The following is a 20,887-nucleotide window of genomic DNA, read 5'->3' as shown; positions in this document are numbered from 1 at the left end:
TATGTAACTAAAACTCAAATTATCTTTTTACGATAATAAAATCTGATCTACGGTTGATTTGGTGTTCTTCATCCGTACATTTCACGCCATTGGTGCAATGGTTTTTGAGCATGGTTTCACCATATCCGGTCACACTTTCGATACGACTGGTCTCAATTCCTCTTGCTACTATATAATCATAGGTAGATTGGGCTCTGTTTTTAGACAAATTCAAATTGTACTCGTCTTTTCCTCTAGAATCAGTATGCGACTCGATCTTGATAATGATGGAAGGGAAATTTTTCATGATATATACTACCTTATCCAATTCAACTGCTGCTTGTTCAGTGATTGCCCATTTGTTGTACTCAAAGAAGATCGGATTGATATCCACCTTTTCAACATTTCCTTCTTTTTTGATGAGATCAGCATAATTAGAAAGCTCGAAGTCGATATTGGTAATTTCCTCACCATTTTTCTTGGTAGTAATCACTTCTTTTTCGGCAGAAGTATGGTTGGGTTTTGACGCTTCGATTTTAAGGGTCGAACCACATGGCACTTCCAATTGATAAGTTCCATCTTCCTTGGTTTGCACCGAAGCTACCACATCGCCATATTTATCATAGGCTTTTACATCGGCTTGGTTAATACCCATCTTGAATTTGATATTCGTCACTTTCCCCGAAACCAATTGGTTGCATGGAGGATCTACTCTGGTGAAATAATAAATATCATCATCGCCCTTTCCTTCTTTTCTTGAAGAAGAAAAGTAACCAAACTTTTTATCCTTGTCGATGATAAAGGCAAAATCATCAAAACCGCTGTTAACTGGTTGTCCGATATTTTTCGGTTCATCAAACTCATCTTCTTTTATTTTTTTGCTTTCAAAAACATCAAGTCCACCAAGTCCGTAATGACCATCTGATGAAAAATATAAGATTGAATCCTTTACAAAAGGAAACATTTCTCTTCCTGCTGTGTTGATTTTTGGCCCAAGGTTTTTTGGAGTTCCCAATAATCCATTGCTAAAAATATGCGAAACATACAGATCTGTATCACCATAACCGCCTGGCATATCCGAAACAAAATAGAGTTTGGTCCCATCTGGCGAAAGGGCCGGATGGCTCACGGAGTAATCCTTGTGGTTAAATGAAACGCCTTTCGGGTTTTTCAGCTCGTTGTTGACCACATCACCTTTGATGATTTCGATATTGTTTGTACCGTTTTTGCTATTGATGAGCTTGTCGTTCTTCTTGACATTATTGGCACTATAATATACTGTTTTCAGATCAGCGGTGAAAGTCAATGTTGCATTATGATACTGTGTTTGGTTGTTTGGAATGAATTTTTGTTCATTAAAAAAACTACCATCAGATGCATTCCTGTCGGCAACATACAAATCCAGATAAGGCTGGTCGTTCCACGAATACTTTTTAATGCCCAATTGCAGGGTGTCCTTACTCGATGAGTATACAATTTGGTCACCATAAAAAGCAGTTCCAAAATCGGCTTTGTTTGAATTAGAAGCTAGATTCGTCACCGTATAATTGGAGGTAACCAACTTCAAACTATCCAAATGCTTTTTCTGATTAATGAAACGCTGAATGGCAACCGGATCCCCTTTTGTTTCCAAGCGCTTTTTCAATAAAGCATCAGCTTCCGTTTGATGACCTTCGGCTTTTAGAGCTTGGAGGTATCGGTTAAAGTATTTGTCGTCCATGCTACCTTTCAAAACTTCGTCCAGACGCGTATACCATCTTAGTGCACTTGCCATATTTCCTGTATAATAATAGGCATCTGCTACATTCATCATCGTTTTGATACCCGGCTGATCTTCGCCTTCAAGGTATTTTTCATAGGATGCGGCAGCCTCAACATAAGCTAGATCGGCAAAGAGTTTATCGGCTTTCTTTAAGCTCCTTTGCGAATAGACATTGGCTAGGCAAAAGAACAAACTTGCTATAAATAATATTTTCTTCATGATAGTGATGTATTAGAAAAACCTAGGCGATTTGATTCTGGATGACTTCGGCAAAAGCTGAAACCTGAGGACAATTTCATGTGATCCGTCGTTGTATTTGTTAAGCTCGGTTACAGAATAGTCATAGGCATAACCTAAAAAGAAGTCTTTGGATATTTGAAACCCTGCAAGGGCACTTACCGCATCATCATAACGGTAGGAAGCACCAAGAGTTAGCTTATCATTGATCAGGAAATTAGCCGAGACATCCACCGTTATTGGAGCTCCCGAAACAATCTTACCCAAAACAGCAGGTTTGAATTTGAGGTTATCGTTCAATTCAAATACATATCCTCCCATCACGTAATAGTGCAATCTATCGGAAATGGTAGATTCTGCGATATCATCATAATAGTCAGCTCGGATAAAATTAGGAACCGAAAGTCCTGCATAGAAGCGATCCGTATAGTAGTAAATACCAGCTCCAACCGAAGGCGTTATCTTGTTGTTGATATTGTTGTTGAACAACTGGTCACCATCCTGATGGTAAATCCCTTTTGACCAATCAATATTTAACACCCTCACCCCTGCTTTCAAACCGAAAGCTAGTTTTGCTTCATAGCCTACTGGAACCGTGTAAGAGAAATTACCATCCAGGTAAAGATCCTCTGATGGCCCTAGTTTGTCGTTTACAGCACTGAATCCGAGTCCAATCCTTTCATTAAACGCTTGCGAATGCAAGGTAAAGGCTTGGGTACTTGGAGCACCATCTATTCCTACCCATTGGGAACGGTGCAAAAGTGATGCTTCTAAAAATCCTGTAGATCCTGTATAGGCTGGATTTACGGTCAAGGTATTGTACATATATTGTGTATATTGTGGTTCTTGCTGGGCATTAACACCCATTACCGCAAGGAGCATACCTGCCAGTAAATATCTTTTCAAATCGGTATTGATTTTCATATAATATATTTTTTATTTGATAATTGGAGCAGCAGTTTCCCACTGCTCCTTTTCCTCATTGTTATCTCATAATATAAACCCATCCTGTTTTTGCCTTGCCGTCAACCTCAAGGATATAGTAATAGGTTCCTACTGGAAGTTTTTCATTTCTCCTTACGACACCATCAACATTCGCAGTACCGTCCCAATTGTTCTGATACCCTTTTGTTTCAAATACTGGTGATCCGTATCGGTTGAATACTTGAAGTGTATTATCTGGATAGAATTCAATACAATCAATCATAAAGAAGTCATTTGTACCATCTCCATTTGGTGAGAACTCGTTGAATACTGTTAGACATACAGGTTCAGTTGTAGCACTGGCCTCATTATTTCCTGTATTGCTATCGATAGGTAAAGAAGATAAGATCATTGCCGTATTGGTATAACCTCCACCAAATACAACTGTAGCTTCAACAAGCATAAAGGCAACTTCTCCTGGCATTAAGGTTGGTATTGTCCAAAGACCTGTACCAGAATCATAAGTGCCATTTGTAGCTGTTACACTTATCATTTCGTAACCACTTGGCAGATTCTCACTTACCACAACATTGGTAAAGATGCTACTTCCAGTGTTCGTTACTGAAATTGTAAAGGTGACATTGTCATTGATTCTTGGATGGAACTCATCGACAGTTTTAGAGATCATAATATCTGCACAGCTGGTTACATTTACATCTAATATTGCCGAAGCGATACCATCACATCCATTCATATCCGTATAGGAAACACTTACAAAACCATCTCCCTCAATATTCCAGGCAATAGTAATGGTAGCATCTGAAGTCGTACCTCCAGCAACTATATCACCTCCTACTACATCCCAGATGTATCCAGAATTGCCACTCTCTGTTGTATAGGTCACTTCTGTACCGAAACAAGTTGTAGCACCACCACCTGAAATAGTAGCTACTGAACTTTCATAAACTGTTACCGTTACCGCAAGTCGGATAGCACTTGGACAATTATTGGTTACAATTGAAGCATAATAGGTCATACCATCTGATAGTAAAGTGGCAGGATTCAATGGAGTACCACCTGTTGGGGTGGCATACCAAGTAACGCCAGTTTCATTTACTTGAATATCGGCTACAGTTGGAGCATCTCCTTCACAGAATTCCTGTGTTATAGAAACCGTAGTTGGCGTTGTTCCGCTACTAACATTCGCTTGAATGGCAAGTCTTGTAGTACTTTCACATCCTGTAATTGGATCGATATAAGAAGCATAATAGGTTACGCCATCTATCAAAGGTTCATCTGCTGCAATCAGGATTCCTCCAATTGCACTCGTGTAGAAACTTACATTGGATTGGTTCACTTGTAAATCTGCAACTGTAGGATTAGTAGCCGAACAGAAATCCTGTATCGTATTGTCTGTGGTTGGTGTTTGTCCGTTACCTATTGTGATAATAACAGCTAAACGAATTGCACTTGCACATCCTGATGCTGATCCTAGTGCTCCATAATAAGTAGTTCCAGAAACTAATGCATCGGTTGGAGCTAAAGCAGTTCCTCCTGTTGGAGTGGTATACCAAAGAACACCTGATTCATTTACTTGTATTGAAGCAACTATTGGAACTTCTGCTTGACAGAAATTCTGAGTTGTATCGTCTGTTGTTGGGGTTGCAGCATCATCAATGTTGACTGTTATGGCCAATCTTGTGCTACTTGCACAGCCAGAAGCGTCCACTATACTTGCATAATATACCGTATTGTCTAGCAATGCTGTGGCAGGTGCCAATGGTGCTCCTCCAGATGCTGACAAATAGAAGGTCACTCCCGGCTCGTTCACCTGAATATCCGCTACTGTTGGTGTATCGGCTTCACAGAATGATTGTGTCGTGCTGGTTGTGGTTGGTGTCGTGCCGTTACTTAATGTTACAGTAATTGCAAGACGTGTAGCACTTGGACAACCCGTAATAGGATCGATATAAGAAGCATAATAAACCGTTCCGCTTATAATTGGTGTTGTAGCAGCAATCACTGAACCACCTGTTGCAGCAGAGTAGAATGTTACGTTTTGATCTACTTGAATAGTTGCAACTGTTGGATTATCAACACTACAAAGCACTTGCGAAGTTGATGGAGCTGTTGGGGTGATACCTTGCTCAATCGTTACTGTAACAGCAAGTCGGGTAGTACTTTCGCATCCATTAACCGTTAGACTTCCATAATAGGTCATATCATCTGACAATGGTGTTGTAGCTGGAAGAGGTGCTCCACCTGTTGCAGCATTGTACCAAACTACACCTGCTTGATTTACTTGAATATCAGCAATAGTTGGATTGTTTACAGCACAGAATTGTTGTGTTGCATCATTCGTAGTTGGTGTCGAAGCCGAACCGATTGTTACTGTAACAGCTAATCGTATTGCACTTTCGCAACCTGTGAATGCATCCGTTAATGAAGCATAGTAGGTCGTTCCACTTACCAATGCAGTTGTTGCTGGAACTATGGTTCCGCCTGTTGCTGCAGTGTACCAAACTACACCTGTTTCATTTACTTGGATATCGGCTACCGTTGGAACATCTGCTTGACAGAAATCTTGGGTAGTATCGGTTGTAGTTGGTGTTGGAGCATTTCCTACTGTAATTATTACAGCAAGTCGGATACTGCTTTGACAACCAGTTACGACATCGGTTAATGAACCGTAATAAGTTGTTCCTGTTACCAAGGCAGTTGTTGCTGGAATCACGGTTCCGCCTGTTGCTGCAGTGTACCAGATTACTCCTATTTCATTTACTTGGATATCGGCTACCGTTGGAGCATCTGCTTGACAGAAATCCTGGGTAGTATCGGTTGTAGTTGGTGTTGGAGCATCGCCAACAGTTATCGTTATTGCTAATCTGGTTGTGCTTTCGCATCCAGTTACTGCATCGATTAGTGTTGCATAATAAGTTGTTCCAGTTAACAATGCAGTTGCTGCTGGAACTACAGTTCCACCCGTTGCTGCAGTATACCAGATTACTCCAGTTTCATTTACTTGGATATCGGCTACCGTTGGGTTATCAGCCTGACAGAAATCTTGGGTAGTATCCGTCGTCGTTGGTGTTGGAGCGTTTCCTACTGTTACCGTTACGGCAAGTCGGATACTGCTTTCACATCCTGTTACGGCATCGGTTAGAGAAGCATAATAGGTCGTTCCACTTACCAATGCAGTTGTTACTGGAACTATGGTTCCACCTGTTGCTGCAGTGTACCAGATTACTCCTGTTTCATTTACTTGGATATCGGCTACCGTTGGAACATCTGCTTGACAGAAATCTTGGGTAGTATCGGTTGTAGTTGGTGTTGGAGCGTTTCCTACTGTTACCGTCACGGCAAGTCGGATACTGCTTTCACATCCTGTTACGGCATCGGTTAATGAACCGTAATAAGTTGTTGCTGTTACCAAGGCAGTTGTTGCTGGAACTACAGTTCCGGCTGTTGCTGCTGTGTACCAGGTTACTCCTGTTTCATTTACTTGGATATCGGCTACCGTTGGAGCATCTGCTTGACAGAAATCCTGGGTAGTATCGGTTGTAGTTGGTGTTGGAGCGTCATCTACAGCTACCGTGATCGCCAATCTTGTATCGCTTTCACAGTTATTCAAAGGATCAAATTGTGCTGCATAATACACCATACCGTCTACAAGTGGCGTTGTAATTGGAAGTAATAGACCACCAGTTGCTACAGCATACCATCTTATATTGGTTTCATTTAATACGATAGAAGCCAATGTTGGAGCATTGATCACACAGAAATCTTGGGTTACGTCAGTCGCTGTCGGTGGTGCTAAAGGATTGATTTGGCACTCATCACAAAGAAGTCCGTCGTTATTATAGTTGCCTTCATAGAAGTTATCCATGATAAAGATATTGGCAAAATAATTATCAAAATCTCCATCACTCATTCCTGTATCGGAAGAGTCAGGATCTGTATCATTTTCGAAAAGCCTTACACCTTCCAAACAGCAAACACCTCCTGGCAATTGGAACGTAAACAATAGAATCTCAGTATCCTGAACAAAATTGATCATAGAACCATCACTAGAAATCGCATGGAAATCATTTGAAGGAGAAGCTCCTGGTCCATAAACTTGCGAATTATCCGTCCATACACCTCCTGCAAGGGTTGTAATCACTAAAGGCTGATTGCCTGCAAGAGATGGTATTGCCACTGTAATTTGGCTACCACCAGCAATAAAGAAATTATTCTGGGTGAAGTTTGGTAATGCATATACCTCATAGGTGCACGTCACTGGGTTGAACTTGATGGTAAACTCAACTTCTGGATCTACCACACAAGCTGGATTCGCAGGATTTGGATCACATGGATTTAAAGGATTTGAACCATTTAATACTTCGGTTCCGTCGTTTATTCCATCGCCATCGGTGTCTGGATTTGTTGGATTTGTACCAATGGCAATTTCTTCCTGATTGGTTAATCCGTCGTTATCCTGATCACAGGTTGCAAAATTAGGATTTGGTACACAAGGATCATTGTCATCAGGATCGACACCTTGATTGACACCGTCCCCATCGTCATCTACAGGACCACATACTGTACCTGAATTATTATAATTTTCTCCATAATGGTCTTCTAATGTAAAGACATTACCAACATAATTGCCAAATCCTGCTCCATTCATACCTGGAGCTCCTGAACCTGGATCGGTGGCATTGTTGAAGATTCTCACTCCTGGTACACAACCAGCAGCTAATGAGAAACGAAAAAGTAACAATTCGGCTCCCGTTACAAGATTAACTTGTGAACCGTTAGTTGCAATTCCATGAAAATCACTTGTGGTTGCTGCCAAAGGAGCATAAACCTGTGAATTATCTGACCATGGACCACCATTAACTGAAACTACTGCCAACCCGGTATCTGGTGCTGAAGCAGGAAGTACTACGGTAATCTGACTACCTCCAGCCAAGAAGAAATTGTTCTGGCTGAAATCAGGACGAGCATATACTTCATACAGGTTGGTTTCGGGTATATACTTTAGGGTAAGGTCTATATCTTGCGAATAGAAATCTATCGCAGCAAAGAACGTTAGTCCTAGGATTAGCATTTTAAGTATAAAACTTTTCATACGCACTTTTATAAAAGTTAAAATTATCATATCAAACATTTTGTAAAATGGTCATCCAATTAAGGAATCTGTTCTACCAAATCGTTATAATTGGCAAGTGTTCCAGTATTCATCGGATAGGTTACCACTATATTCAAAATGATTTGTCTATCGTTGTTAGCACCATCATATAGTACTTTTCCATCCATATTAATATCTCCAGAAAAATACCCTTCGGCTCCTGCATAATTCAATACATTACCTGAATTTCCTGAATGCGAAAGCACTTGGGATCCTTGTATCTGTCGGTCATTATTAACCCCATCATATTTGATTCGACGGTCAAAATTTGCATTTCCAGCTCTCATGGCATTCATACCACTTATACTTACACTTGGAATTCCGGCAGATGTTCCAGAAAGGACATAAAAGTCATTGCTATCCATTGTTGTATAATCAAGCGTAACAGTATTATTTTCTACCGTTACTGCTTCAGCTATCATGGTTCCGAAATGGTTTCTATGTTTGATTGCTACTAGGAAATTCTCTGGAAGATTAGAGATTACTAATGCTCCACCATCTCCAGCCACGATAGTTCCATCACGACGCAATAAAGCAGATGCCGTTTTAAAAACCGAATGTGGAGCGGCAACTTCTCTAAATTCTAGGAATACCCAGTCTACAATTGCAGCTCCTCCGCTTACGCTTAAAACTGCCGATGTTGTCGTTTCAGCACCACCTCCATTTACATGAGTGAACCTCATGTTGAGTGCACTACTGTAAGGTTGGTTGAGCGGAATAAGATCCAATGTTCTTAAATTATCACGCATCAATCCGTTTGATGTTCCGTAAAGAGCCCCTTGCAACATGGCTTTTAAATTTAGTGTCACATCACACAGGTTCGATAGGTTTACCGTAACGGCTAATCGAGTTGCACTTTCACAACCTTGGTTTACCAAAACGCCATAATAGGTTGTTCCATTTACTAATGGTGTGTTTGCTGCAAGTGCTGTTCCTCCAGTAGCTGCTGCATACCAGATTACTCCTGCTTCATTCACATCTATTGAGTTCAATGTTGGGTTATTATAAGAACAGAATTGCTGTGTTGGGTTGTCTGTAGTTGGTGTCGCAGCATTTCCAACAGTTACCGTTACAGCCAAACGAGTAGCACTTTCGCATTCGCCAATTGTTTGAGAAGCATAGTAAGTTGTACCACTCACAAGAGCTGTATTACCTGCTACTACACTACCGCCAGTTGCAGCGGTAAACCAAACAATCCCTGCCTCATTAACTTGAATATCATTCACCGTTGGGTTATCTACAAGACAAAAATCTTGTGTAGTGTCAGTAGTTGTTGGTGTTGTCGCATTGGCTACCGTTACCGTTACAGCTAGACGAGTTGCACTTTCACAACCTGAAGCAATATCTGTTAGCGAAGCATAATAGGTAGTTCCATTTACTAGAGGTGTGTTATTGGCTACAGCCGAACCTCCATTGGCGGCATTGTACCATGTTACTCCAGCTTCATTGACTTGTATAGCGCTAACAAGTGGATTCAAGATAAGACAAAATTCTTGGGTAGTGTCGGTTGTTGTTGGAGTTGCAGCATTTCCTACCGTTACGGTTACTGCCAAACGTGTAGCACTTTGACAGCTTCCTAAGGTTTGTGAAGCATAGTAGGTTGTTCCGCTAACTAAGGCTGTATTTCCAGCTACTACTGAACCGCCTGTAGCTGCAGTATACCATGTAATCCCAGCTTGATTCACTTGAATATCACTCACTGTTGGAGCATCTATAAGACAAAAATCTTGTGTAGTATCAGTAGTTGTTGGAGTTGTAGCATTTCCTACAGTTACGGTTACCGCTAAACGTGTAGCACTTTCGCAACCTGTACCAGCATCTGTTAGCGAAGCATAATAGGTAGTTCCGCTTGATAGAGCTGTTCCATTGGCTACAACAACTCCGCCAGTTGCGGCACTATACCACGTTATTCCCGTTTCATTAACTTGGATATCCCCTACCGTTGGTGCATCAATAAGGCAAAAATCTTGAGTAGAGTCAGTAGTAGTTGGCGTTGGAGCGTTTCCTACTGTTGCCGTTACGGCAAGACGAGTAGCACTTGGACATCCACCAATGGTTTGCGAAGCATAATAGGTCGTTCCGCTTACTATAGCGGTATTTCCAGCGATTAAAGCTCCGCCTGTTGCAGCTGTATACCAAACCACACCTGCTTCGTTTACTTGTAAGTCACTAACAGTTGGACTATCTATAAGACAAAAATCTTGAGTGGTATCAGTTGTTGTTGGAGTTGCAGCATTATTCACCGTTACGGTTACTGCAAGACGTGTAGCACTTGGGCATCCGCCAATGGTTTGCGAAGCATAATAAGTAGTACCGCTTACTAAAGCAGAAGCATTTGCCACGACCGATCCTCCTGTTGCTGCTGTGTACCAAATTACTCCAGCTTCGTTCACTTGAATGTTTCCTACAGTTGGAGCATCAATAAGACAGAAATCTTGGGTAGTATCGGTTGTTGTTGGAGTTGCAGCATTACCAACTGTGGCAGTAATGGCCAAACGTGTAGCACTTTCACAATCATCAATAAGTTCAAATTGTGCAGCATAATAGGTCGTTCCAGAAACCAAAGCCGTAGTATTTAGCAATGGAGTTCCTCCACTTGCAGCTGCATACCATCTAATATTGGTTTCATTTACCTGCAAATCGGCTAAGGTTGGTGCATCTATGAGGCAAAAATCCTGAGTCGGGTCAGTAGTTGTAGGAACTGCAACGGGATTTATAAGACACGGATCACAAATAGTACCGCCGTTATTATAATTCCCTAAGTAAAGATCGTTTAGCGACAAGGCATTGGCGACATAATTGTTAAAATCTCCGCCTCCCATGCCTGGGTCACTTGATTGGGGATCGGTCGTATTGTTAAACAACCTTACTCCCGCAGCACAACAAGAGCCGCCTGGAAGTTCGAAAGTAAATAACAATAGCTCTACGCCAGTAACGAAATTTACTGTAGAACCATTGGTTGACAAGGCATGAAAGTCATTTGCAGGTAATGCTGCTGGAGCATACACCTGTGAATTATCTGACCAAGGACCTCCGTTGACATTTGTTATTAGAACAGAAGAATTATCAACACTACTAGGAAGTAAGATGGTCACTTGACTCCCTCCTGCCAAAATAAAATTGTTTTGTGTAAAATCAGGTCTTGCATACACCTCATAGTGGCACATGGAAGGATTGAAAGTTACATTAAGTTCGATTTGCTGAGCATTTGCTTGCTGTATTCCAAATAGCATAATAACCATTAGGAAAGCCTTCAGGATATTTTTTTTCATAATTTATAAAAGGTTGGGGTTGGTGGGGTAAAACTTTTTTTTCTCTATAAATTCTTTAAGGCATCTGCTCAAGCAGTCCGTTGTAATTTGTCAGCAAATTGAGATTCAGTGGATAGGTTAAAACCGTATTCAAAATCAGTTGCCTGTCGTTATTGGCACCATCATACAATACAACTCCATCCATATTGATGTCTCCTGAATAGTATCCTTCAGCATTGGCAAAATTTAAAATCAAGCCCGTATTGTTTGGGTGGGATAGCACTTGGCTGGCCGTCATTTGTCGGTCATTGGCTACGCCATCATATTTGATACGGATATCAAAATTGGCATTACCGGAGTACAAAGCCTTGTTCCCTCCTATTGTCGTCATCGACACTTGTCCAGAAAAACCTGGGTTTGAAAACAAATCATCATTTGTTAATGTGGTAAAATCCAATGTTACTGCTGCATTTGTTACCGTTACAGCCGTACTAGAAAGTGCACCAAAGTGGTTTCTGTGTTTTATGGCAATCAGGAATGTTCCTGGAAGGTCAACTGTTAAAGCACCACCATCAGCAGCTACTACATCACCGTCTCTTTGCAAAAGTGCCGATACTGTTCTCACTATGTTTTGGTTGTTGGCAGCTTCTCTGAACTCAAGGAAAACCCAGTCCACAATTGCATCACCTGTTCCATCGTTAGCATCAAGCACAGCTTGAGTCGTGGTTTCAGTTCCTCCTCCATTTACATGGGTAAAGCGTTCGTTTAGTGAGCTACTGTAAGGCTGTGCCAAAGGAATCAATCCTTTCACACGAAGATCGTCACGCATAAGTCCACCACCTGCTCCAAAAAGAGCTCCTTGCAACATCATTTTTGCGGTAACATTTGTACTACATAAGTCGGCAAGGCTAACAGTGATCGCTAATCGAACGGTACTTTCGCAACCCGTTCCGGCATCAGCGATAGCTACATAATAAGTTGTCGCATTTGCCAATAAAGTGGTTGAAGGAAGAAGATTTCCTGCTGTTGCAGCATCATAATAAACTAAATCTCCTTCATTTACTTGTAAACTGGCAAGAGTTGGAAGCGTATAGGAACAAAAATCCTGAGTAGTATCAGTAGTTGTTGGCGTAGCAACTGAATTTACAGTAACCGTAACGGCTACTCTAGCCGATTCTTCAGGACACCCAATTCTTGCTGAAGCAACATAATAGATTGTAGTATTTGTTAATGATGGCGTAACAAATGGAGCACCTGCCGCTACTGTTTCCAATAATGTTCCTGCAGTTGCAGCATCATACCAACGCAATTCATTTCCAACAGGAGTATCAGCTAATAGTGACGCTGTTTCGCCTTCGCAAACTTGAGCATCTGCTGTAGCTGGATCCGTAATCAACGGTTGCCCAGGTGTTCTGGTTATGCCAAAAAAGTCAAGATTTTGCAAGGCTGACAGACTTACCAAGGATGCAAAACGAACACTGATCCTATCTACTGGAACACCCGGGTTTACAGGAATAGTCATAATTTCATCTCCTTGAAGAGAAAGCAAATTCAGCGTCAAGAGTGTACCTAAATTAGAACTAAAAACCTGGTTTGCTCCGTTAAAGCCCGTTACAGTTATGTTATTTGCAATATTTAGATCGACTAAAGTTTGAGCTAATCGAAGGCGAACGGCATACTGGTCTGAAACATCCGAAAGCCCTTCAAAGTAAACGGTTTGTTCTATAGAAGCTGCCACACCAAGAATCCCTTGGCTCAAAGTAGAATGAGTAGCGGGGTTAGCATCAATCGCAAATTCAGGATTTTCAACTCCTGCCGAAGCAAGTTCTAGCAGATCCAAAGTTATTCCTGATCCGCTAAAAGAAGTGAAAGCTGCTGTACCACAATTGGCAGGGTCCTCTACATAATAGGCTTCATACACATCGAGTCGACGTATATTGAATAATCCTAGAAGAGATCCGATTTCATTAGTAAGGCGGATGCGATCATAAGGTGCACTTGGCGTGATGGCCAAAAAATACTCTCCAGCCGCATTTGTCACTACCCTGAGGCTATTGCCATCAAAGTCAGAACTGTCCGAGCTTTCGCCTTCCAGTACCACTGTGTTCACATTTTTAGCTTGCACAGTGAATTCTTGATTGCCAACAAGCACTACACCGCCGACATCTGCAAGCAATCCACCAAGGCCCCCACCTAATAGGAACGGTAGCAGATTGTCGTCGGTGGCTATCTTAACATAGCTGGTAGTGTTTGCCGCTAGAACGTCATCAAATTTAATTTCAAGGTGTCCCGAGTAGGCTCCTAGACCTAGAGCTACACCTGAACTTGCCCTAATTCGGGCTCTCGTTGTCATATTTTCATCAATAGCATTTGCCGAGTCGTCCACTTCACTTTGTGAAGTAATGGAGGTGGCATAGATTCTTGTTTGCGCTTTTACACTGAGTGTAGGGAGAAACGCAAAAAACAATAATAATAAAAGAATCTTGGATTTTTGGAGGGTAGAATTCATTACCATAGAATACATTTTTTTAAAATTTATAACTCAGTTTAAGGGGTAACTTGGGTTATATTTTTTTTTGTTGGGTGGGGTTAAAAGAAGGAATCTTGATGTAAAAGTAGAGCAATATTTAGGTGTCTTTGTTTTTTGGACTATCAGAATTCGTGAATTCTACTAGGTGAAAACAACTACTAAATCATTGATAAACAGTTGTTAATTAAGAGATAATGATTTGTATTTTTTTTTGTCAGTCTATTCCTTATATTAAACAGGAATTCTCCCTAATTTTTTCTATATTCGTTTCATTCATTGTTAGTTAAAAATGGAAACTATTTTCAAAATGCGTTTCAATAAGTTTCTAGTAATGAAATTTGCGTAAACAACCTAAGAAGCAGATTTAAATTTTTACCATTCAAGTTGAAACAACTACAACGTTGTAGTTGGAGTAAATGAGTCGTTTTTGATAGAAATTAAATAATTTAAATAGATTGATTAAACAAAAAACTATGACAGTAAACATTACCCCAGTTTTCCAGTCAATTAGTGCGATGCTAATTAATACCGATTTGAATGCCTTAGGTGGTTTTTTAAGAAAGGTCGATTTTTTTACTAATATCCTTTTTAAGGTGGCAGAGGAAATTCCAGAAGACACCTACAAGCATGTTAGTGGGGCCGATCCCATAACGTGCTCCTTCCCCGAACATTTTCAATGTATTGCAGCCGCCGTGCTGCTTGAAAACAGTAAGTTCTACTTTCTGCTGATCTATGTTTCCCTCATTGTACTATCCGTTATATTATTGGAACGAATTAATTATAAAAAGAAAAGCCGGATTCATTCACTGATTGATGATCCTAATGCTGAATTTGGAATGGAGCATCAATTGTCAAATGGAGAAAATATTGACCCGCTAGCAGAAGAGTGTGAAAAGAAATTAATGTCAAACGAGGTGAAGGAAGAATTGCTGAAAAAGCTTATTCACTTTGAAGAAGGTACAAAATATACGGACAAAAGCCTGAATCTTTCGGCATTGGCGGTAAAATTAAAAACCAACACGAAGTATTTGTCCTACGTTATCAATAAGTACAAAAAGAAAGATTTCAATAGTTATATCAACGAGTTGAGGATCCATTACATTATCAGAAAAATGGAATCCAATCATGCCTACCTCAACTATAAGATTAGCTATCTGGCCAACGAATGTGGCTTCTCTTCTCATAGTAAATTTACGGCAGTATTCAAATCGATTGTTGGAATGTCGCCTTCGTGCTTTATGGAACAACTGTCCAAGAGAAAGAATGAAAACCCTTCAACTAGTTCATAATTAACATCGACGAAAACATCCAAAAATTACTATTGTTTTAAAATCAAAAGTTCTCCCTTAACACGATACAAGTAAATACTCTGAACTAATTCAGGGTATTTTTTTTATGCTAATTTGAAAATGAGGTTTTCCGTAATTTAAATTTGGATTTAATGCAATAAAAAAAGCGACCCTTTTGAAGCCGCTTTGAATGTTTTCACAACGGAATAATCCTTATTGTGAATTGCTTCAAAATTGTACTGCAATACTACAACATTATTTTTAATGTTGGAATGAGGAAAACCGTAATGTTGCTATTTTTTTTTGAATTAAATTGCGAAATTAAATCTTTAATTATGAAAAAAATATTAGGATTGGATTTGGGGACTAACTCGATAGGTTGGGCTTTTATTAATGAAGCTGAGAATGAAAACGAAGCCTCATCTATTATAAATACTGGAGTTCGTATTGTTCCTCTTACTACTGATGAAGAAGCTGATTTTAAAAAAGGCAATACAATTTCTATAAATGCAGATAGAACATTAAAACGTGGTGCAAGAAGAGGTTTGCAACGTTTTAAGCAAAGAAGAGATGCATTGTTGAAAATTTTTACTGAAATAAAATTCATACCCAATGATTTTATTTATGCCGAAACTGGCTCTGCAACAACTTTTTCATCTTATAAATTAAGAGCAAAATCCGCAACAGAATTTGTTACTAAGGAAGAATTGGTTCAGGTATTATTAATGCTCAACAAAAAACGCGGTTATAAAAGCAGTAGAAAAGCAAAAACAGCTGAAGAAGGAGATGCAATAGACGGAATGAAAATTGCCAAAGAAATTTTTGAAAACAATTTAACTCCTGGACAATGGGTTTATAATTCTTTATCCAATGGTGGAAAATTCATTCCTGATTTTTACCGTTCTGATTTACAGAAGGAATTAGAGAAAATTGTGCGTTTTCAAAATCAATTTCATTCTGATCAAATCAATGATAAGCTTCTTGAATACATTCAAGGTAAAACCAGAACTGTTACTTCTCAACATTTCTCAAGAACATTAAATATTCCTCTTGCCGAAAATAAAGGAACAAGAGAAGAAACAAAATTACAACATTACAAATGGAGAAATGAGGCTTTGGCAAATGAACTGGATTTGAAGATTTTGGCATTTATTATAACTGAAATAAATAATCAAATTAATCAATCTAGCGGTTATCTTGGTGCCATTAGCGACCGAAGCAAGGAATTATATTTCAATCAGGAAACTGTTGGCCAATTTCAATACAAGCAACTTCAGAAAAACGCACATGCCGAACTAAAAAATCAAGTTTTTTACCGTCAGGATTATTTAGATGAATTTGAAAAAATATGGGAAACTCAGTCGAAATTTCATACTGAATTAGATGAAAAATTAAAATCTGAAGTTCGAGATATTACCATTTTCTACCAACGAAAATTGAAATCTCAAAAACATCTGGTAAGTTTTTGCGAATTTGAAAAAGGACATAAAGCCATTCCTAAATCGTCTCCATTATTTCAAGAATTCAGAATTTGGCAGAATTTGAATAATGTTGTCGTTAAAAATGAAACTACGAAAGAGATATTTGAATTGAGCGAAGAATTGAAGCAAATAATTGCAAAAGAATTGCAGTTAAAAGAAAGTATTACAGATATTCAGATGTTAACTTTTTGTGAACTAAAGAAAGGTATACATACTGTTAATTTCAAAAAAATTGAAGGAAACAGAACTAATACATCAATCTATAAAGCATTTGAAAAAATATTAATTTTAGAGGGCTATGACGAACTAGACTTTTCAAAACTTGATACTAAGGATATAAAAAACATTATCAAATCTGCTTTTTCAGATTTAGAAATCAATACTGGTATTTTAGATTTTGACTCTAATATTCAAGGTAATGATTTCGACAAACAACCTTATTATCAATTGTGGCATCTATTATATTCAGCAGAAGAAGATGATTTTTTGAAAAAAAGCTTGATTAGCAAATTTGGTTTCAAAGAAAATCACATTCCTTTTCTTTTAAATATAAATTTACAAGCAGATTATGGAAGTTTGAGTGCCAAAGCCATAAAAAAAATATTACCCCATTTGATGGATGGACATATTTATGACAAAGCTTGCTTCTTAGTTGGTTACAACCATTCATCATCATTAACGACAGAACAAAATAATGAAAGAATTCTAAAAGACACATTAGATTTAATCAAGAAAAATAGTTTGAGAAATCCTGTGGTAGAGAAAATTCTTAATCAAATGATTAATGTAATTAATGCCATTATTGCCGACCCAACAATGGGGAAACCTGATGAAATTCGTGTCGAACTTGCTCGTGAGTTAAAAAACAACAATGAGCAACGAAGCGAAATGACAAAAGCAATTAACAAAAGTACGGCAGAACATGAGCAAATCAGGAAATTATTACATTCCGAGTTTGGAATCCATCGTGTAACCCGAAATGACATTATACGCTATAAACTTTGGAAAGAATGTGATGGAATTTCATTGTATACAGGAAAACCAATAGAACCATCAAGACTGTTTACAAAAGACTATGATATTGAACATATCATTCCCAAATCACGTTTATTTGATGATAGTTTTTCAAATAAAACTATTTGTGAGCGACAATTAAACATTGATAAAAATAATAAAACAGCTTATTCCTTTTTACAAGAAAAATTATCTCTCGAAGAATTTGACCAGTTCGAAAAAAGGGTAAAGAGTTTGTTTGGAAAAATTAGCAAAACTAAACAGAATAAACTTTTGATGGCTGACAATGAAATTCCAGAAGATTTTATTGCTCGTCAATTAAGAGAAACACAATACATTGCTAAGAAAGCTAAAGAAATTTTATTGGAAGTTTCCAGAAATGTCACTGCAACAATTGGTAGCGTAACTGACAAACTTCGTGAAGATTGGGAATTAGTTGATGTGATGAAAGAACTCAATTGGGAGAAATACGACAAATTGGGTTTAACCCATATTGAAGAAGGTAAAAACGGAGAACGCTTATACAAAATTAAAGATTGGACAAAACGAAATGACCATCGACATCATGCAATGGATGCCATAACGGTTGCTTTTACTAAACCAGCTTATATTCAGTATTTGAATAATCTAAATGCAAAAACACAAGGCGATAAAAAAGCAAGTTCAGTTTTTGGAATTGAAACAAAATATTTGAGAAGAGACAAGAATAACAAACTTCGATTTATTGAACCAATGCCAAACTTTAGAGAAGAAGCTAAAAAACAACTTGAAGGTATTTTGATTTCCTACAAAGCAAAAAATAAAGTAGTTACCAAAAATAAAAACATAACTAAAAAAAGTGGTGGAACTAATCAGAAGATTCAATTGACACCGAGAGGACAGTTGCATAAAGAAACAGTTTATGGGAAACTACAACAGTATGTTACCAAAGAAGAAAAAGTGAATGCAAATTTCACTGAAGAGTATATTCAAAAAGTTGCAAAAAAAGAATATCGAGAAGCCTTATCGAAAAGATTACAAGAAAATGGCAACGATCCTAAAAAAGCGTTTACAGGAAAAAATGCTTTGAACAAAACACCTATTTATATTAGTCTAAAAGATACCATTGTAGTTCCCGAAAAAGTCAAAATAGTTTGGCTAGAAGCCGATTATACAATCAGGAAAGACATAACACCTGATTTTAAAATCGACAAAGTAATTGATGTTGGCTTAAAAACCATTCTTCAAGACCGTTTGAATGAATTTGCTAATGACCCCAAAAAAGCGTTTGCAAACCTTGACGAAAACCCAATTTGGCAAAACAAAGAGAAAGGAATTGCCATAAAACGAGTAACAATTAGTGGAGTTAGCAATGCACAAGCTTTACATACTAAAAAAGACCATTTTGGTAATGAAATTTTAGACGAAAACAACAACCCAATTCCTGTTGATTTTGTGAGTACTGGAAACAACCATCACGTTGCTATTTACAGAGATGAAAAAGGCAATCTACAAGACGAAGTAATTTCATTTTTTGAAGCTATAACTCGTAAAAATCTAGGATTATCTATTATCAATAAAAATCACGAAAAAGGTTGGAAATTCTTATTCTCTATGAAACAAAATGAGTTTTTTATATTTCCTTCCGAAGGATTTAATCCAAAAGAATTTGACTTATATAATCTTATAAGCAAAGAATTGATAAGTAAGAATTTATTCAGAGTCCAGAAATTTTCTAAAGTTGAATATGGGAGCGCTTCCGTTAGAGATTATGTATTTAGACATCATTTAGAAACGACAATAAATGATGTAAAAGAATTAAAAGACAAAACTTATAAGTCTATTAAAAGCCTTCCTTATTTTGAAGGAATTATAAAAGTTCGCATCAATCATTTAGGTAAGATCGTTCAATTAGGAGAATATTAGTTATGATAAAACGAACCCTTTTCTTCGGCAACCCTGCTTATTTAAGCACAAAAAATGAGCAGTTAGTAGTTTCTTATCCTGACAAGGAACAAGAAACCAAAACTGTTGCTATAGAAGATATTGGTGTCATCGTTTTGGAAAACCAACAAATTACCATTACCAATGGCTTACTCGAAAAACTGACCCATAACAATGTAGCTTTAATCAATTGTGACCAATACCACTTACCTATTGGTTTGTTAATGCCCTTGAGCGGTCATACCGAACAAACCGAACGCTTTCGGCATCAAATTGAAGCTTCCCTACCTTTAAAGAAAAACTTGTGGCAACAAACAATCAGTAGCAAAATTACCAATCAGGCTGGTTTACTCAGGGAAAAAGGAATTCCGATGCGAAAGATGGAACTTTGGGCAAAAGAAGTAACTTCGGGTGATGCTTTAAATCACGAAGCAAGGGCTGCGGTTTATTATTGGGATAAATTATTTGATATTGAAGGATTTACCAGACAACAAAAAGGTTTACCTCCAAACAATCTATTAAATTACGGCTATGCCATTTTAAGAGGAATTACAGCTAGGGCCCTTGTAAGTTCTGGAATGCTACCAACACTAGGAATTTTTCACCGAAACAAATACAATGCCTATTGTTTGGCAGATGACATTATGGAACCTTACAGACCTTTTGTTGATTTGATAGTTTGCCACATCATGGAAACAGAAGATAAAATAGAGGAATTGACAGTTGAAATAAAAAAACAATTGTTGAGCATCGCTTCTATTGATGTGCTAATTGACGGAAAACAAAGCCCTTTGATGGTGGCAATGAGTCGAACTACAAATTCATTACATCAATGTTTTGAAGGAAGTGCAAGAAAGATTTTATACCCCGTTTATGTATGACGAACATTACACCAGACTAAATCAATATAGAAGTTTGTGGATATTAGTGTTTTTTGATCTGCCCACCGAAACACGCAAAGAGCGTAAAATTGCCAGTACGTTTCGCAAGAAATTATTGGACGATGGCTTTTCTATGTTTCAATTCTCGATCTATATGCGTTTTTGTGCCAGTAGAGAAAATGCCGAAGTGCATACTAAGAGAATAAAAAATAATCTCCCCGAACATGGTAAAATTGGCGTGATGCAAATAACCGATAAGCAATTTGGGATGATGGAATTATTTTATGGCAAAAAACCTGTAGAAACGGATAAACCTTCTCAACAATTAGAATTGTTCTAAAACTAGTAGAATTCAAAAAATAGTTCCTCACTTGCATTACAAGAAATAATACCTATTCTTTTTCATTTTCTACAATAACCCATAACAACCAACATATCAAACA

The 20,887-nt window shown here is 38.2% G+C and carries 8 protein-coding genes and 1 pseudogene; 4 read left to right on the top strand and 5 right to left on the bottom strand.

Annotated features, from left to right (window positions below; genetic code table 11):
* Positions 1 to 19: 19 nt before the first annotated feature.
* From G508_RS0113310 to G508_RS19620, 5 genes and pseudogenes are all read right to left on the bottom strand, one after another.
* Positions 20 to 1,960, bottom strand: coding sequence for an OmpA family protein (locus tag G508_RS0113310; protein ID WP_026705787.1), 1,941 nt, complete (start codon positions 1,958 to 1,960; stop codon positions 20 to 22).
* 12 nt (positions 1,961 to 1,972) lie between these two features.
* Positions 1,973 to 2,902 (bottom strand): PorP/SprF family type IX secretion system membrane protein, encoded by a 930-nt coding sequence (locus G508_RS0113305; protein ID WP_026705786.1) that lies wholly within the window; start codon positions 2,900 to 2,902, stop codon positions 1,973 to 1,975.
* A gap of 61 nt (positions 2,903 to 2,963) precedes the next feature.
* Positions 2,964 to 8,015, bottom strand: coding sequence for an Ig-like domain-containing protein (locus tag G508_RS19020; RefSeq protein WP_169628040.1), 5,052 nt, complete (start codon positions 8,013 to 8,015; stop codon positions 2,964 to 2,966).
* Positions 8,016 to 8,914: 899 nt separating this feature from the next.
* A pseudogene (locus G508_RS20615) lies at positions 8,915 to 10,897 on the bottom strand (Ig-like domain-containing protein); the annotation flags it as partial.
* A gap of 505 nt (positions 10,898 to 11,402) precedes the next feature.
* The gene (locus G508_RS19620) at positions 11,403 to 13,835 is read right to left on the bottom strand and encodes an immunoglobulin domain-containing protein (RefSeq protein ID WP_157486029.1); all 2,433 of its coding nucleotides are present in this window, start codon (positions 13,833 to 13,835) and stop codon (positions 11,403 to 11,405) included.
* Positions 13,836 to 14,329: 494 nt separating this feature from the next.
* Between G508_RS19620 and G508_RS19615 the strand changes: the two genes are divergently transcribed.
* The 4 genes from G508_RS19615 to cas2 all read left to right on the top strand — a co-directional run bounded on the left by G508_RS19615 (position 14,330) and on the right by cas2 (position 20,784).
* Entirely contained in the window at positions 14,330 to 15,145 is an 816-nt protein-coding gene (locus tag G508_RS19615; RefSeq protein ID WP_084625988.1) for a helix-turn-helix domain-containing protein, read from the top strand.
* Between the two features lie 335 nt (positions 15,146 to 15,480).
* Positions 15,481 to 19,545 carry a type II CRISPR RNA-guided endonuclease Cas9 gene (cas9, locus tag G508_RS0113280; protein WP_026705784.1) on the top strand — a complete coding sequence of 1,355 codons (4,065 nt, stop codon included), beginning with the start codon at positions 15,481 to 15,483 and terminating at the stop codon, positions 19,543 to 19,545.
* A gap of 2 nt (positions 19,546 to 19,547) precedes the next feature.
* Positions 19,548 to 20,444 (top strand): type II CRISPR-associated endonuclease Cas1, encoded by an 897-nt coding sequence (cas1, locus tag G508_RS0113275; RefSeq protein WP_026705783.1) that lies wholly within the window; start codon positions 19,548 to 19,550, stop codon positions 20,442 to 20,444.
* A complete protein-coding gene (gene cas2, locus G508_RS0113270; RefSeq protein WP_026705782.1) occupies positions 20,437 to 20,784 on the top strand; it encodes a CRISPR-associated endonuclease Cas2 in 348 nt (115 codons plus the stop codon). The genes cas1 and cas2 overlap by 8 nt, the downstream gene beginning before the upstream one ends.
* Positions 20,785 to 20,887 lie beyond the last annotated feature (103 nt).

Origin of the sequence: Flavobacterium soli DSM 19725, assembly GCF_000422705.1 — a bacterium.
Lineage (GTDB): Bacteria > Bacteroidota > Bacteroidia > Flavobacteriales > Flavobacteriaceae > Flavobacterium > Flavobacterium soli.
Note: the sequence above shows the minus strand (reverse complement) of the source record. Positions and strands in the feature narration are given on the sequence as shown.

What these genes read in the sequence shown, in the direction of transcription:
- G508_RS0113310 (WP_026705787.1), bottom strand. Translation starts at nt 1,960, where the DNA reads ATGAAGAAAATATTATTTATAGCAAGTTTGTTCTTTTGCCTAGCCAAT.
- cas9 (WP_026705784.1), top strand. Translation starts at nt 15,481, where the DNA reads ATGAAAAAAATATTAGGATTGGATTTGGGGACTAACTCGATAGGTTGG.
- G508_RS19020 (WP_169628040.1), bottom strand. Translation starts at nt 8,015, where the DNA reads ATGAAAAGTTTTATACTTAAAATGCTAATCCTAGGACTAACGTTCTTT.
- G508_RS0113305 (WP_026705786.1), bottom strand. Translation starts at nt 2,902, where the DNA reads ATGAAAATCAATACCGATTTGAAAAGATATTTACTGGCAGGTATGCTC.
- G508_RS19615 (WP_084625988.1), top strand. Translation starts at nt 14,330, where the DNA reads ATGACAGTAAACATTACCCCAGTTTTCCAGTCAATTAGTGCGATGCTA.
- cas1 (WP_026705783.1), top strand. Translation starts at nt 19,548, where the DNA reads ATGATAAAACGAACCCTTTTCTTCGGCAACCCTGCTTATTTAAGCACA.
- G508_RS19620 (WP_157486029.1), bottom strand. Translation starts at nt 13,835, where the DNA reads ATGAATTCTACCCTCCAAAAATCCAAGATTCTTTTATTATTATTGTTT.
- cas2 (WP_026705782.1), top strand. Translation starts at nt 20,437, where the DNA reads ATGTATGACGAACATTACACCAGACTAAATCAATATAGAAGTTTGTGG.